The 13616-nt window shown below is 46.7% G+C and carries 18 protein-coding genes; 9 read left to right on the top strand and 9 right to left on the bottom strand.

Features of this window, described 5'->3' with window-relative positions; all coding sequences use genetic code 11:
• Positions 1-24: 24 nt before the first annotated feature.
• Both AB8S08_RS00530 and AB8S08_RS00525 read left to right on the top strand, forming a co-directional pair.
• Positions 25-912 (top strand): cation diffusion facilitator family transporter, encoded by an 888-nt coding sequence (locus AB8S08_RS00530; RefSeq protein ID WP_110076834.1) that lies wholly within the window; start codon positions 25-27, stop codon positions 910-912.
• Positions 913-914: 2 nt separating this feature from the next.
• Positions 915-1190, top strand: coding sequence for a YnfA family protein (locus AB8S08_RS00525; protein WP_369743037.1), 276 nt, complete (start codon positions 915-917; stop codon positions 1188-1190).
• Between the two features lie 107 nt (positions 1191-1297).
• On the opposite strand, the gene merR is transcribed toward AB8S08_RS00525, so the two are convergent.
• On the bottom strand, positions 1298-1741 hold the full coding sequence (merR, locus tag AB8S08_RS00520; RefSeq protein ID WP_092857846.1) for an Hg(II)-responsive transcriptional regulator: 444 nt from the start codon (positions 1739-1741) through the stop codon (positions 1298-1300).
• A gap of 74 nt (positions 1742-1815) precedes the next feature.
• Between merR and merT the strand changes: the two genes are divergently transcribed.
• Genes merT through merA form a run of 3 tightly spaced genes read left to right on the top strand, consistent with a single transcriptional unit; the run spans position 1816 to position 3938 of the window.
• Positions 1816-2166: a mercuric ion transporter MerT gene (gene merT / locus AB8S08_RS00515; protein WP_034734507.1), complete on the top strand. Its 351-nt coding sequence runs from the start codon at positions 1816-1818 to the stop codon at positions 2164-2166.
• A 13-nt stretch (positions 2167-2179) separates the two neighbouring features.
• Positions 2180-2479 carry a mercury resistance system periplasmic binding protein MerP gene (gene merP / locus AB8S08_RS00510; protein WP_034818174.1) on the top strand — a complete coding sequence of 100 codons (300 nt, stop codon included), beginning with the start codon at positions 2180-2182 and terminating at the stop codon, positions 2477-2479.
• A gap of 55 nt (positions 2480-2534) precedes the next feature.
• Entirely contained in the window at positions 2535-3938 is a 1404-nt protein-coding gene (gene merA / locus AB8S08_RS00505; RefSeq protein ID WP_369743036.1) for a mercury(II) reductase, read from the top strand.
• 101 nt (positions 3939-4039) lie between these two features.
• Here the strand turns inward: merA and AB8S08_RS00500 are convergent, their stop codons facing one another.
• The 5 genes from AB8S08_RS00500 to AB8S08_RS00480 all read right to left on the bottom strand — a co-directional run bounded on the left by AB8S08_RS00500 (position 4040) and on the right by AB8S08_RS00480 (position 7898).
• Positions 4040-4663, bottom strand: coding sequence for a hypothetical protein (locus AB8S08_RS00500; RefSeq protein WP_369743035.1), 624 nt, complete (start codon positions 4661-4663; stop codon positions 4040-4042).
• Between the two features lie 116 nt (positions 4664-4779).
• The gene (locus AB8S08_RS00495; protein WP_369743034.1) at positions 4780-5388 is read right to left on the bottom strand and encodes a putative adenosine monophosphate-protein transferase Fic; all 609 of its coding nucleotides are present in this window, start codon (positions 5386-5388) and stop codon (positions 4780-4782) included.
• Positions 5378-5530 carry a hypothetical protein gene (locus AB8S08_RS00490; RefSeq protein ID WP_181394963.1) on the bottom strand — a complete coding sequence of 51 codons (153 nt, stop codon included), beginning with the start codon at positions 5528-5530 and terminating at the stop codon, positions 5378-5380. The genes AB8S08_RS00495 and AB8S08_RS00490 overlap by 11 nt, the downstream gene beginning before the upstream one ends.
• Before the next feature lie 470 nt (positions 5531-6000).
• The gene (locus AB8S08_RS00485) at positions 6001-6645 is read right to left on the bottom strand and encodes a response regulator (protein ID WP_369743033.1); all 645 of its coding nucleotides are present in this window, start codon (positions 6643-6645) and stop codon (positions 6001-6003) included.
• 32 nt (positions 6646-6677) lie between these two features.
• Complete coding sequence (locus tag AB8S08_RS00480; protein WP_369743032.1) at positions 6678-7898, bottom strand: sensor histidine kinase; 1221 nt, start codon at positions 7896-7898, stop codon at positions 6678-6680.
• Between the two features lie 72 nt (positions 7899-7970).
• Between AB8S08_RS00480 and AB8S08_RS00475 the strand changes: the two genes are divergently transcribed.
• The 4 genes from AB8S08_RS00475 to AB8S08_RS00460 all read left to right on the top strand — a co-directional run bounded on the left by AB8S08_RS00475 (position 7971) and on the right by AB8S08_RS00460 (position 11123).
• Positions 7971-8705: a hypothetical protein gene (locus AB8S08_RS00475; RefSeq protein ID WP_313932706.1), complete on the top strand. Its 735-nt coding sequence runs from the start codon at positions 7971-7973 to the stop codon at positions 8703-8705.
• 21 nt (positions 8706-8726) lie between these two features.
• Complete coding sequence (locus AB8S08_RS00470; protein ID WP_369743031.1) at positions 8727-9644, top strand: hypothetical protein; 918 nt, start codon at positions 8727-8729, stop codon at positions 9642-9644.
• 324 nt (positions 9645-9968) lie between these two features.
• Positions 9969-10310: a hypothetical protein gene (locus AB8S08_RS00465; protein WP_369743030.1), complete on the top strand. Its 342-nt coding sequence runs from the start codon at positions 9969-9971 to the stop codon at positions 10308-10310.
• A 48-nt stretch (positions 10311-10358) separates the two neighbouring features.
• The gene (locus AB8S08_RS00460) at positions 10359-11123 is read left to right on the top strand and encodes an HNH endonuclease family protein (protein WP_369743029.1); all 765 of its coding nucleotides are present in this window, start codon (positions 10359-10361) and stop codon (positions 11121-11123) included.
• A 20-nt stretch (positions 11124-11143) separates the two neighbouring features.
• Here AB8S08_RS00460 and AB8S08_RS00455 read toward each other — a convergent pair whose 3' ends face one another.
• The 3 genes from AB8S08_RS00455 to AB8S08_RS00445 all read right to left on the bottom strand — a co-directional run bounded on the left by AB8S08_RS00455 (position 11144) and on the right by AB8S08_RS00445 (position 13548).
• Entirely contained in the window at positions 11144-11704 is a 561-nt protein-coding gene (locus AB8S08_RS00455) for a DUF5655 domain-containing protein (RefSeq protein WP_369743028.1), read from the bottom strand.
• Positions 11705-11839: 135 nt separating this feature from the next.
• Positions 11840-12436, bottom strand: a complete 597-nt coding sequence (locus AB8S08_RS00450) for a response regulator transcription factor (RefSeq protein WP_110076876.1) — start codon at positions 12434-12436, stop codon at positions 11840-11842.
• A complete protein-coding gene (locus AB8S08_RS00445) occupies positions 12433-13548 on the bottom strand; it encodes a sensor histidine kinase (protein ID WP_369743027.1) in 1116 nt (371 codons plus the stop codon). The genes AB8S08_RS00450 and AB8S08_RS00445 overlap by 4 nt, the downstream gene beginning before the upstream one ends.
• Positions 13549-13616: the final 68 nt, after the last annotated feature.

The following is a 13616-nucleotide window of genomic DNA, read 5'->3' as shown; positions in this document are numbered from 1 at the left end:
TTCTACTACAAAGAGGAACGTATTGTGGGACATCACCATAACCATGATCACTCAAAGGACATGCCGTCCAACCGCCTGGGATGGGCGTTTGTTCTTAACTTCGTTTTCACCATTATCGAGTTTATTGGTGGTTTTCTTACCAACAGTACCGCCATTTTAGCTGATGCCGTTCATGATCTTGGCGATAGCCTGTCGTTAGGTCTCGCTTGGATACTAAATAAACTTGGCAAAAAACAGGCTAACCAACACTTTACCTACGGTTATAAAAGACTGAATCTTGCCGGTGCATTTATTAATGCCGTTGTGTTAATCGCAGGCTCTGCCTGGGTACTTGTGGAAGCAATTCCCAGACTCTGGAACCCTCAGATGCCCGTCGCTGATGGCATGATTGCTTTAGCCGTCGTTGGCATTACAGTTAATGGATTTGCTGCTTACAAATTGTCAGAGGGCAAAACGTTAAACGAACGCGTTATTAACTGGCACTTGCTGGAGGATGTTTTCGGCTGGGTTGCTGTACTTATCGTTGGTATTGTTTTGCTGTTCGTAGACTGGCCGATTCTCGACCCTATATTGTCGATTGGCTTTACTCTATTTATTTTAGTGAATGTACTACGCAACCTGTGGGCAACACTGAAACTCTTCATACAGGCCACGCCAGACAAAAAAACCTACAAACAAGTCGCGGACGCTTTACTGGAGCTACCTCATGTCGCTGACCTACACCATCTGCATTTTTGGTCACTAGATGGCGAGGAGCATGTATTAACCGTTCATTTGGTGTTATCTAAAAACCTTGATATTGAGGCCCGTAGCGATTTAAAACAGCGCATCGATGACGTCCTTGCGCCCTATGCTTTAAGCCATACAACGGTAGAACTAGAAGATCCTGATGAAGCCTGTAGGGACAACTGATAATGAGTGCATTATTTTTAATGAAAACACTGGGCTTATTTATTGCCACCGCAATTGCTGAAATTGTCGGATGCTATTTACCCTACCTATGGCTCAAAGAGGGCCATTCGGTTTGGTTGCTCATTCCGGCGGCAGTGAGCTTAGCCTTATTTGCTTACTTATTAACACTTCATCCAGCGGAAAGCGGGTGGGTCTACGCAGCTTATGGTGGTATTTACGTGTTAACTGCCATAAGCTGCGAATTATCGATAAATCGCCTTTATCCAGCTTCGACTTGATTGGGGCGGCGTTTGTGCTAACCGGTATGGGGATTCTTGTGTATGGCTGGCGTTAGCTATAAAGCAATTCAGTTAAAGAACTACGCTCAAAAGTTTTACTACACAGACTAACGCACCTTATGTTTGTCCGTGGTAGCGTCCTCAACCCCGTCATTAAGCGACGCCATCAGTGGACAATAGACATCTCCGTGTCCGGAGCTGCATTTTTGCACCAGCTCATTCAACGCTCGTTCAATTTGCTGTAAGCGCGATATCTTTCGACGAACACTGGTGAGCTTTTGCTCTCCAAGCTCCCGTGCTTCATCGCAATGAGCGCCATCTTGCAGAGTTAATAGCTCACCAATTTCATCCAGACTAAATCCGAGCCATTGAGACGCGCGAATAAAATGAAGCCGAGCAAGCGCTTGTTCGTCGTAATGTCGGATCCCCCCATACGGCTTCTCCGGCTCGCTCATTAGCCCTCGGCGCTGATAATAGCGCACCGTTTCCACGCCCACGCCGGCTGTTTTGGCCAGCGTGCCAATTGTCATTACGTTGCGTTTTTTTAACATAGCTATTGCTTCCGTAGTGAGGTACGGGTCTAAGATTAACACATTAAAGCAAAATGCCCGAAGGAGTTACTCTTATGTCAAATTCAAAATCTGGTCGGGGCTCTCTTCTCGCGGGAGGGATCGCAGCGACTCTGGCATCTGCGTGTTGTCTGGGTCCCCTCATATTACTTGCACTCGGTGTATCCGGGGCCTGGATTGGGAGCCTCACAGCACTTGAGCCTTATCGACCCATTTTTATTGCCATTGCATTGATTGCCATATTCTTTGCCTGGCGTCGAATATACCGGCGTGCTGATGACTGCAACCCTGATAACACCTGCGCAACGCCAAATGCTCGTAAGAGCTACAAAGTGATGTTTTGGCTCGTTGCGGTACTTACTTTAACAGCATTGGCTTACCCCTATGTTGTTCCTTTCTTTTACTAGGAGGCAATACACGATGAAAAAAACAATGATAACAACCATTTTATTTTTACTGTTTAGCATGCCCGCATTGGCGGTTGAGAAAACGGTTACGCTATCAGTACCCGGTATGACATGCGTCACCTGCCCAATTACTGTCAAAGCTGCACTTGGCCAAGTTGCAGGTGTGAGCGCCGTCGATGTCCGTTTTGAAGAGCGGGATGCAACCGTGACATTCGACGACGAAAAAACGTCAGTTAAGCAGCTCACTGAAGCAACGACAAATGCAGGATACCCATCAACACTGAAAGCAACGGCACCAAAAAATCAGTCATGAAACATCACAATGCCTTATAGCTGCTGTAAAACTGAAAGACCAAGGAGTAACCGTTATGAGTAATAACAATTTACACATTGCTGTCATTGGTAGCGGCGGCAGTGCGATGGCTGCGGCACTCAAAGCGACCGAGAGAGGTGCCCGAGTGACGCTCATTGAGAGAGGTACTATTGGCGGAACTTGTGTCAATATTGGCTGTGTCCCGTCTAAAATCATGATCCGAGCGGCTCATATCGCCCAACTGCGGCGAGAAAGCCCTTTTGATAAAGGCTTAAGTACTCATACTCTTAAGGTAAATCGATCAGCTCTCCTCGAGCAACAACAGGCTCGGGTAGAAGAACTCCGTGAATCCAAATACCAGAGTATTCTTAGAGAGAATTCCGCCATTACCGTTATTAACGGCGAAGCCCGCTTTATAAACGATGAAACTCTTTCCGTATCACTTCGCGATGGCGGTGAGCAAACGGTTTACTTTGACCGTGCTTTTATCGGCACCGGGGCCCGACCCGCACAACCCCCCATCCCCGGCTTAGCTGAAACCCCTTACCTTACTTCGACAAGCGCATTAGAGCTAAGTAACATTCCTAAACGCCTCGCTATTATTGGAGCCTCGGTCGTTGCTCTTGAATTAGCACAGGCCTTCGCGCGTCTCGGTAGTGAAGTTACTGTTTTGGCTCGCAGTCGGGTGTTATCCAAAGACGAGCCTGCCATTGGTGAAGCAATAGCGACTGTTTTTGATCGCGAAGGCATCAATGTGCTTGAGCATACAGAAGCCAGCGAAGTGCGTTACGACGGACAACACTTCATTCTCAAAACCAATGCCGGAACATTAAAAGCAGAACAACTGCTCGTGGCCACAGGCCGTACGCCCAATACGGAAAACCTCGATTTAAAAACCATCGGTGTACAAACTGAACGCGGTACAATAACGATTAACGAGCGCATGCAAACCTCTAACTCAAGAGTATATGCGGCAGGCGACTGTACGAATCAGCCGCAGTTTGTCTATGTCGCCGCCGCAGGCGGCAGCCGAGCCGCTATTAACATGACGGGCGGTGATGCGCATCTTGATCTCAGTGCAATGCCCGAGGTTATCTTTACTGATCCACAAGTCGCCACGGTGGGTTTATCAGAAGCTGATGCTAAAACTGGTGGTTACGTCACCGAAAGCCGCACGTTGAGCCTTGAAAATGTCCCACGGGCATTGGTTAACTTCAATACCCAAGGGTTTATAAAAATTGTCACAGAGAGTGGCAGCGGCCGACTGCTCGGTGTTCAAGTCGTCGCAGGAGAAGCCGGTGAGTTGATTCAAGCTGCTGTAATGGCGATAAGAGCAGGAATGACAGTCAATGAGTTGGCTGATGAGCTCTTCCCATACCTTACGATGGTAGAAGGCTTAAAATTATGCGCTCAAACGTTTACTAAAGATGTTAGCCAATTATCTTGCTGCGCTGGGTGAGATAACCTAGCTGAATCGACACTGATTTGCTAGACACCTTGCCGCCATTGAGTTTTAAATAGATTGAAGACAATCATGTATAAGTTTTCTCATCTTTAAGATCAAAGGCTGTCATAATACTCTTTGATCATTGTTGCCATTAAAAAACGGCGTCCCGCTCGGAACTCTTTGTAATTTTCTGCGGTAGTATTGAATATGAGCTCAGGAATAGCATTTTCGGCTAAATTTCTCTGTAAATCTTCTCGATCACAAATTTCGCCAAGTCTTAAATTTCCGGATTCAATCTGTTCAAGAACCATTAACATGTATTCTTTCGGTGGTAGGTCTTTAATCGCGATGTTGATTGCTGTTTCTGTCAACGCAAAGTTTGCAATCTGGTTGTAATCTCCCTGTTTCGGGAATCCATGACGAATAAGGTGATTCTTGGGAATTATGTGGTGCATATCGCCATGCCCCTCGATCATCTGTGCGATATTAATCGACTTTGAAAGGAATCCCCGCCCTCCTTTTGCAACTCTTGCTGCTAAATATGTTTGGAATGCAGGACTACGCTTGCTTGGTGACTCGAGCTCCTGAACTAAAGTTACATCCCAAAAACTATCACTTAGAACTGAGGCTTCAAGAGTGCGTAAGTATTGTTCCGCACCGTGGTCCTTAATACGACGTAAGTCAGTTTCCCACGTGGATTCAAAGCTTCCCACGGCTCTTCCGGTCAGTAATGTCATAACGAACCAGCGTTTTACAATTCTTGCTCTCTCTCCCTCATTCAGCTGATCGTCCAGTCGAAGGCGCAGTTGTAATCCCCCCGAAAAATCGGAGCGGTTATGAATAGAAAGTGCTATTACTGATTGAACTCTGCTCTTGTCTTCATGGCGCTCGAAAAAATATCGACAAGTGGCTGAAGATCGAGATTCACACCAGAAACATTGGCATCGACCCACTCTTGCTGCGAAATTTCAGGCCACAATACGTCATAACCAAGTGCAAATAGCATTTCTTCAAAAAAGAATCGTTGCGCACGCCCATTACCTTCTCGGAATGGATGTAATAAGTTAATCTCGCAGTATAAATCAGCAACTTCACGCACGAAAACCTCTGGTGTTTTCGCATGTTCTAACAAAGGAATTTGGCGAAATAACCTATCCGCCTCAGCTTTGATTCTTGATGCCGTACAGAATCGAGTTGCACCTTTTGAAATATCAATTGTTCGTAACTCGCCAGCCCAATCGTATACATCCTGAAATAAATGCAGATGTAAACGCTGTAGATGCTCGAGTGTGAATTCCTGACTGCCTAATGTAGTAGCTGTGTAGGATTTATAACGTAGGGTAGTAAATTCTATTTCGGCAGCGGCAAGAGTTTCCTCATCGCGAATATTGAGCTTGTTAACCAAAACATCAGAGTCCGGATAACAATACGGATCTTGACCAACGCCGTACTTATCTCGCATATTTACGTTTTAAAGATGCAATAGACTGCTTTTCAGAAGACTCTTTCATTTTTAGGCCTTCGTACCCAAGACTGGTCTTGAAGTTCTCAATATTTGGAACAAAGCGCTCTTGTTTATCTGAGCTGTTTTTTGTGCGTTTCATTATCATGTACCCTTATGATGAGTCGCATAAATTATAACCTATGCCACGCACCTAAGCCACGTTCGAATTGGTGGAATTTTTTCCACCTAAAAACTCAGATTTTTCCGGATATTTAGAATTTTTTGTCGCGAGGCAAAGGTCAAAATTTGAAATTTCTACTTCGGTTTCCTGTGACCAATTTTGTCATTAAACGGTCTCAAAAGTGTCGATTTCGACGCCAAATAGAAAATCAAAACACCGTTTAAACCCTTGCTACGCCTAGCTTTAACGATTTACCACCGAACCCGTGACTGCCCTCCGGAGGCAGAGGTCACAGGTTCGACTCCTGTCGGGTGCGCCATCAAAGAATTTCAGAGCCGTCTGTCCGATAATACCGTTAATTAGCCGGCACCACTGAGGTACTTAAGATTAGAACTTGTTATTTTAAGGAGCTAGTTAGCGACAGAGAGCAGCTATAGGTTCCCTTAGCGTTAACAAAACCCGATAAGTCCCAACTCAATAGCCCTTAAAACTGCTCGCGTCCGGTCTCTCACACCAAGCTTCGCCATAATGGCGCTTACTTGATTTTTAACGGTGCCTTCCGACTTAAAAAGAGCGTCGGCAATTTCTTTATTGGAACAACCGGCGGCAATAAGGCGTAATATTTCTAGCTCTTTAGCGGAAAGCGCCTCAGGCGCGGCAAAGGCCTCAAATTCGGAATGTAAGCCTTGTAATCCGTTTAAAAGCGAGGTGGTAATGGTAGGTTGAATCATTGACTCGCCAGCGATTATTCGCTCAATACCACTCACTAGCATTTCGAGTTCTACGTCTTTAAGTAGGTACCCTCGCGCCCCTGCTTTCAACGCTTCAAGAAGCATATTATGGTCGTCAAAGGTGGTCAGAATCAAAACCGGAATTTTTATATTCTCTGCACGCATGGCTTGTAGAAGTTGAATACCATTCATTTTTGGCATTCTTAAGTCCAGCAGGATTATGTCAATGTCGCTGCCATGGGCTTTGATCCACGCAAGTGCCTGTTCGCCATCTGCTGCTTCATGTGCTACTTCAATATGGGCTGAAAGCGACAATAAGCTCGCTAAGCCTTGTCGAATTAATTTTTGGTCATCGACTAACATAACTCGGTGCTTTTCGGGTGAGTGCAAAGTGCTCATAAACCCACCGGTATTCTAAGACACACCAAAACGCCGCGCGCTTGGCGCTCAGCAGTTACAGTGCCATTAAAGCTTTTTAGCCGCTCCTGCATGCCGTTCAAGCCATTGCCAAATTCGATCGGTTTGCTGCTTTGCCCGTTGTCTTTAACACGCACTACAAGTTCGCGTTCAGATTGCTGCACCTCAATTCCTACCTTGGTGGCTTTGCCATGTCGCACGCTATTGGTCACGCTTTCCTGCACACCGCGCAATATTGCTAGCGCTTGTTCTAAATTGAGTACCGCAACTTTATTCGGGAAAGCCAATGAAACCTCAATGCCCGGTAATTTTTCGACCAAAGCCTCAAGTGCTTCACGCAAATTCAGTTGTTCATGTTCACGCATTTCGCTTACGGCAACACGCACGTCTGCGAGCAGTAATTTCGAAATAGCACGAGAACGCTCTACGTCAACTTTCAGAGCTTCAGGTACCTTACGCGCCAGCACCTGGAGTTGCACCGTAAGCGCGGTAAGATGATGGCCTACAAGATCATGAATATCGCGGGCAATACGCAGCCGTTCTTCCTGCTGCGACGCCTCTTTCACAAGTGACTGCATAGCAATAAGCTCTCGATTCGCTTGCTCTGCGCGCTCTTTTTGAAATTCTGCATTACGCCTCGACTCCATCATAATGAGCGCGAACACATTAAACGTAGTGAACAGCACCCCAGTAATTACAATGCCGTCGGGCTGCCAACGCAGAAAGTGCGTACTCCACGCAACAAAGCTCCACAGTGGCGTGAGCCAAAGCGCCCAGCGAAAAGGCATAAAATAAGGGAGCTGCGCCGACCACACCACTAATAAAATGGCACTAAACATATTGGGTGTGGTGTACATTATTGAACAAATGACTACAAATTGACCACCAATTATTAGGTGCCGGGGCCATCTTGAGAGCGGTACTTCATCGTTTGTATTGATGAAAAATGTAACCGTAAAAGTTGCATAAAGTAACGCCAACAAAGCAAGCCTTGGTGTGCTTGCGTTGGTGGTTGAGAGTAACAGCCACAAGTCGAAAGCGGCCACTACCAGCACGGTGCCAATACCGCTTAGTCGATCAGCATCTAGTTTTAAGTTTTTCAGTTCCATTGCCTGAGTATGCAAGCAATTGCGTAAATCACCAATAGGCCAAAAGTCATTTTTAAAGTTGTGACTTCTGTCACTAACATACATTTTCATAGCCACCTAAAATGTCCTCCATGGTTTAAGAGGCCTGCTCTTTACCCCTATGTTCTCGGAGGAATGGCAATTATGTTAACCATCTATCAACTTACCGTAGCAATTCACGTACTGGCTGGAGCGCTCGCAGTCTGCCTATTTTGGGTGCCTGTACTTTCTCGTAAAGGCGGTTTAAATCACAAAAAATTCGGCAAAATCTATGGCTCAAGTATGCACGTGGTTGCGTTGACTGGAATTTTTGCTTCCGTAATGGTGTTGTTATTCAATACTGCCGTTAAACCTGAACTTGCTGCGGTTCCTCACCTTACCGAGGTGCGCCTAAAACAAACTTATATTTTTGCTTGGTTTCTTATTCATCTTGGCATGTTGATTCACTGCGCTATTTTTCACGGTAATCAAGTGCTGGAGCACAAACGCAACCGTAATGGCTTGAAAAAGCCTCTGCCTTTAGCCATCAACGGAGCGTTTGCAATCAATGGATTAGCACTTAGCGCTTTTGGACTCTTTAACAGTCTCGTTTTACTCATTGTATTCGGCGCACTTGGAGTGGTGATTGGTGTGTCTAACTTGGTTTATATCTACCGTAAAAGCGTGTCTCCAACGGCTTGGTTGCGTGAACACTTGGGAGCTTATCTCGGCTCTGGAATTGGTGCATACACCGCTTTCATTGTGTTTGGTGGAAATTCGTTACTACACGCTAGTGGCTGGGTACAAACTGCCCTTTGGTTCGCTCCTGGAGTTATTGGATCATTCTTTATCGCCAAACTCTCAAAGAAATATGACCCGCCACGCAAAGCTTTAAATTAAGGCCATAAATAAGGACCGATTATGAAACACATACTTATTCTCACAGTCGCTGCATGCACATTTGCCACTGTAAACACTTGGGCCCAACATAATTCCCAAGCTCTTGAGCCTCAGCTGCAGCAAATAGAAGCACATTTGCCAAATGAACTTGGCCCTGCGCAGCGCCTAATGGAAAGGCTACTTGAGCAGTACCCTGAGGACCCTCAGGTGAATTATTACTGTGGTGTAATTTATGGCCTACGTGCGGGAGAAGGCATGTTGAGCGCTATGCGCAATGCACCAAGAAGCCGTAAGTGTACTGAAAAAGCCGTGGCCCTCGAGCCAACGAATATGAAGTACCAACTAGCCGCGCTGAACTACTACTTGAATGCACCTTCTATTGTAGGCGGCGGCGAGACCAAGGCTCGGGCCAAGGCCGCTGATATAGCAGCGCTCGACAACCTTCAAGGTACACTTGCGCAATTACGTGTAGTGAACGTTTTCGACGCTAACAATTATACCGCTGCATTAACCCAGGCCATGACAAAACATCCGAATGAACCCCGACTCGAACTTCGTTTGGGGCTACAAAAGCAAGCAGAGGGAGATTATGCAGGCGCTCACACCTTATTCAAACAAGCCGCTATGTTACAGGCAGACAGCGCGCTCTCGGAGCATCCAGAAATTCGTGCAGCACAACTAAACGCTCGCTATCAAGTGGCTAGAAATGCAGTGTTTAGCGGCATGCATGTGCAAGATGGAATTCAAAGTATGGAAGCCTACATTCTTGCATTCGACAACGACTTAGAACTTCCAGAGCTTGCTTGGGCGCATGCTCGCATGGCTCAGCTCATGAAATTGGACAACAACGAAGCGGGTGTTGAAGCACATCGCCAACTTGCACAGCAGCTTGGTCAGGAGAACGACAAAGCACTGTATGAATTGCTCGACCGCCTTTAAATGCACATTCAGAAGTGCCGTAGTGTAATCACCTCATTTATAACACAGTCTTCTCCTAGCGTATTTATGGCGCATTTCGTTCCTCAAAAGGAGCACAACAGACCAAGCCCCGCGCAACAAGTTCATAGTTTTTATCGCATAATGAGGGGACTTTTTTTACCGAAAAGGAACAGGAAATATACGCATCTCTCTACCCATATAATCACACCGGCTGGGTGTTAGGTTATCAAAGTATCGCGAGATACCATCCTGAGGACGATATGGTAGTCATTCAGTTTGTCAGTACTACCGGTAACGACCTCGTGATGTTAACTAAAATTCTCTATGACCGCGTGGTTGAGATACTCCGCTCGACTTAAATACTGCACTTTCCAACTGCTGCCGGAAATCTGCCGCATAGCAGTAAAACGATTGCGCGCTGAGAGAGGCTGGTCTCAAGAGCAGCGCCAGCAGAAATGCATGCTTTCAATACATCGTGCGTTTCGAGACTTACACGGTCAATTAACGGCGATGACCTATGGAAATGGTCAACAGCTTACGCAGATCTTTAGTTACGATGCTCGTGGTAACATCCTCTTCTTCAGAACCTCTCCAGTACTGCTTGCATACACGTTTCTTAGCGTATGCAAGACTTCAAGTGGCTACTCAACGTTACACTCAATGTAAGAAATGGCTTACACTGCGGGTATTTAATGCCGCACGTGAGAATACGACATGCACTACAGCGCTTTGCAATCGACTTACACTGGACCTGTACTCAAATCGGCCATCATCTCTTTCATTTCATGTTGCTTAATAATCTTCTCAGGTGAATTGCTTGCCGAACCAGTCAAAATGAGCACCAGCAAAATTTGTCATGACAGCTCGAGTGCATATTATTCACGAACGAAAAACTTCACCGCTTTCGAAACAATCGAAGCTTGCTTAGCCGCTGGTGGAAAGCTCCCCAAAGGAAGTCACAACCACAACAAGAATGGAGTTACTAAACCTGCAAATTCTACAACATCACAAAGTTACTCAAGGAGCGCTTTCGCTCACTGGACAGATGACGATGGTGATTGCTTAAACACTCGTCACGAGCTTTTACAAGACTTATCAACTGGACCAGTGACAATGTCAGAAAATGGATGTCGGGTGCTTCGTGGACGTTGGAACGACCCATACTCGGGGAACGTACTTTTTGACTCATCGAAGATGGATATTGACCACCTTGTGCCACTGGCGTGGGCTTGGGAACATGGTGCGGATAAGTGGACAGATACAGAAAGAAAAAACTTCGCGAACGACACCGTCAATCTCTTTGCAGTTACAGCTAATCTTAATCGGAGTAAAGGCGCAAAAGGCCCTCGCGATTGGTTGCCTCCAAATAAAGAGTTTCATTGTCAGTACGTTACTCGATATCTGCGTGTAATGCTCAAGTATGATTTTAATGAATCAGCTCGCGACAACATTCGTGAGCTTCGGAAGCGCGTCTGCTAGATGCGTATCTAGCGCTCGAGTCAACCTGCAGCCGTGTATGCGGCACGAAGCCAAGCCTTAACCTCGTCGTCTACTTGGGCAGCATCGGTGAGCTTCACGATGTAATGACACATTTTCCCACTACCCTGTGGCTCCAAACGCGGTGCCGCCGGTAAGTCTTTAACGTTCAGTCCAAGCTCTACGCGTGAATTGGTCGCAGGCCCTATCATGGCGAATTGCTTTTTGCGGCGATAGCTCACGTATTTCTGTTTTGGAGCTGTTTCGTAGTCCCCTAATTGATTGAGCTGTTCCAACAAAGCTTCATGAATCGGTCGCAAGTCTGCTTTTTTCTCAACATAAAGGCCATCCAACGGATTAGTTGATTCCGTAGACTTAGCATCGGCATCACGCTTAGCTAAATGCACGACCGTATTAGCATCACCGTGCCCCATATTGAAGTCCGTCTTGAGCATGCTTACGATATCACTATGCTTGCTTAAGCCGCTCGCTGAAACTAAAGCCTTTAACTCGTGAATCGTTTTACCGGTCCGCTCCTGAATATTTGCAATTTGCGTTTCCAGAGCCTTTTGCTGATCTGCCATTATCCTCTCCTTGTTGTCGAATCTATTATCGTTGGTTTGATTTTATTATAGCCATTAGACAGGCTCGTAAATGCTCGTACCAGAAATTTGCCGCACTAACTAAGCGTTGGTCGTTTTGGTTCATGGTTGTTATCTTCATAACCAGCCCTGTTGATGAGCGAAGCGTGCGGCCTCGACGCGATTATTTGCGTGTAATTTACTTATCGCCTCGGAGAGATAGTTGCGGGCAGTTCCCTCTGCAATAAACAATGCTTCTGCAATAGCTTGTGTGCTCATTCCCTGTCCTGCAAGGCGCAGTGCCTTGCGTTCTTTCTCCGTTAGTGGGTCCTGTTGGCCGAGTGCTTGCAGCAGTAATTCATTGCTTATTACTCGCGCTCCCGCACAGACCTTGTGAAGTGAATCAATGAGTGTAGCAATCGGAGCATCTTTGAGTAAGAAGCCGCTCACTCCAGCATCAACGGCACGTTTGATATAACCCGCGCGATTAAACGTCGTAATAATGACGGTTTTGAGCGCTGGCTGATGCTGCTGTACCCACTGCAGAAGCTCAAGCCCAGAAAGATGAGGCATTTCGATGTCGGTCAAGAGTATGTCGTAGTGCTCCTGTTGCAGTTGTTGCTGCGCTGCTGCACCGTCGACCGCCTCATCAACCTCGTAGTCTGCCTCTAAACGAAGCAAGCTAGCTAACGCGGTGCGCACCATCGTTTGGTCTTCGGCAAGCAAAATTTTCATGTCGTTGCTCCGTTGATTTTCGGCATTTCAAGCTTGGGTAACTGTAAGGCGACCACCCACCCTCGAGCGGTGGACACTTCGACGGAGCCGCCTAGCTCTTGTATTCGTTGTTGTACTCCCAACAGACCGTTACCTCTTTGAACTTCTGCATGATTACCGTCGTCGCTTACTTGCACCCGATAGACGTCAGCGCTTTCGTCAAAATGAATAGTGCAGAGCTGGCCTGAACTATGACGAATCACATTTGTAACTAATTCGGTTATGGCGAGCACTAGGGTTGTTTCACGCGCTGCATCAAACAGCGGTGGCTTACCTAAGATATCGGTGCGAAAACCGGCATCCTGTAAGCGCTGTTCTAGCCGCTTCAGTTCAAGCGCTAGTCCACGATGTTTATAACCTGACACGCTTTGCCGCACTTGCGACAAGCTAATACGAGCTATTTCGCTGAGCTCCTGTAGCTGTTGCGCAGCGGCATCGTATTGCTGTTTGCCAAGTTGCGCTTTGGCTAAATCAGATTTCAATACAATACTCGAAAGTGTATGCCCCAAGATATCGTGTAAGTCGCGGGCGATGCGCTCGCGCTCAACACTCGTTGCGAGGCGTTCGATTTCTTCGGCACTGCGGCGTTCTGCGGCGGCGTGGCGTTGCCGCAAGCGTTCAACTCGGCCAAAGATCGCAACGGTTACCACAATAACGGTACCGTAATGGAAAAACAGGTCCCAATGCGTACCCACACCCCACTGAAATACTGCGAGGGTAGCGATGACACCAAGCACGGCGGTTAAGGCATAGGGCCAACGATAGGCAAAACCTAAAAAGAAGCCAACGTAACTGAAGAAGGCGATAGAGCCGGGGTTCCACGGAGTGACCGCACAGGCAATAACGTACATCCCGATAATCGGCCAAAACATGCGCTGGCGCGGCAAATAGAAGCAATAAAAGTACAGAGCGACAAATACCAACATGGCGAGCGAAAGCAACACGATTTCGCTGACCGTATAGGGGAATAGCACCATCGGTAGGATGTAAAAACCTAAGTTAAATAGATAGACCCAAGCATGTTTCGCTTCTTCGTTAGAGGCCTTTTGTTTGGTTTTTTCGTTGATCATCATCTGCTTCTTTGGCTCGAAGTTACCTCATTATGGCCATTGCTAGCCCATTCGGCTAGTGACATTTGTCA

Origin of the sequence: Pseudidiomarina sp. PP-1MA, assembly GCF_041200125.1 — a bacterium.
Lineage (GTDB): Bacteria > Pseudomonadota > Gammaproteobacteria > Enterobacterales > Alteromonadaceae > Pseudidiomarina > Pseudidiomarina fusca.
Note: the sequence above shows the minus strand (reverse complement) of the source record. Positions and strands in the feature narration are given on the sequence as shown.

Excerpts from the sequence above, each read along its gene's own strand:
- AB8S08_RS00525 (WP_369743037.1), top strand. The coding sequence starts at position 915 with ATGAGTGCATTATTTTTAATGAAAACACTGGGCTTATTTATTGCCACC.
- merR (WP_092857846.1), bottom strand. The coding sequence starts at position 1,741 with ATGTTAAAAAAACGCAACGTAATGACAATTGGCACGCTGGCCAAAACA.
- merT (WP_034734507.1), top strand. The coding sequence starts at position 1,816 with ATGTCAAATTCAAAATCTGGTCGGGGCTCTCTTCTCGCGGGAGGGATC.
- merP (WP_034818174.1), top strand. The coding sequence starts at position 2,180 with ATGAAAAAAACAATGATAACAACCATTTTATTTTTACTGTTTAGCATG.
- merA (WP_369743036.1), top strand. The coding sequence starts at position 2,535 with ATGAGTAATAACAATTTACACATTGCTGTCATTGGTAGCGGCGGCAGT.
- AB8S08_RS00500 (WP_369743035.1), bottom strand. The coding sequence starts at position 4,663 with ATGACATTACTGACCGGAAGAGCCGTGGGAAGCTTTGAATCCACGTGG.
- AB8S08_RS00495 (WP_369743034.1), bottom strand. The coding sequence starts at position 5,388 with ATGCGAGATAAGTACGGCGTTGGTCAAGATCCGTATTGTTATCCGGAC.
- AB8S08_RS00490 (WP_181394963.1), bottom strand. The coding sequence starts at position 5,530 with ATGAAACGCACAAAAAACAGCTCAGATAAACAAGAGCGCTTTGTTCCA.
- AB8S08_RS00485 (WP_369743033.1), bottom strand. The coding sequence starts at position 6,645 with ATGTTAGTCGATGACCAAAAATTAATTCGACAAGGCTTAGCGAGCTTA.
- AB8S08_RS00480 (WP_369743032.1), bottom strand. The coding sequence starts at position 7,898 with ATGAAAATGTATGTTAGTGACAGAAGTCACAACTTTAAAAATGACTTT.
- AB8S08_RS00475 (WP_313932706.1), top strand. The coding sequence starts at position 7,971 with ATGTTAACCATCTATCAACTTACCGTAGCAATTCACGTACTGGCTGGA.
- AB8S08_RS00470 (WP_369743031.1), top strand. The coding sequence starts at position 8,727 with ATGAAACACATACTTATTCTCACAGTCGCTGCATGCACATTTGCCACT.
- AB8S08_RS00465 (WP_369743030.1), top strand. The coding sequence starts at position 9,969 with ATGACCGCGTGGTTGAGATACTCCGCTCGACTTAAATACTGCACTTTC.
- AB8S08_RS00460 (WP_369743029.1), top strand. The coding sequence starts at position 10,359 with ATGCACTACAGCGCTTTGCAATCGACTTACACTGGACCTGTACTCAAA.
- AB8S08_RS00455 (WP_369743028.1), bottom strand. The coding sequence starts at position 11,704 with ATGGCAGATCAGCAAAAGGCTCTGGAAACGCAAATTGCAAATATTCAG.
- AB8S08_RS00450 (WP_110076876.1), bottom strand. The coding sequence starts at position 12,436 with ATGAAAATTTTGCTTGCCGAAGACCAAACGATGGTGCGCACCGCGTTA.
- AB8S08_RS00445 (WP_369743027.1), bottom strand. The coding sequence starts at position 13,548 with ATGATGATCAACGAAAAAACCAAACAAAAGGCCTCTAACGAAGAAGCG.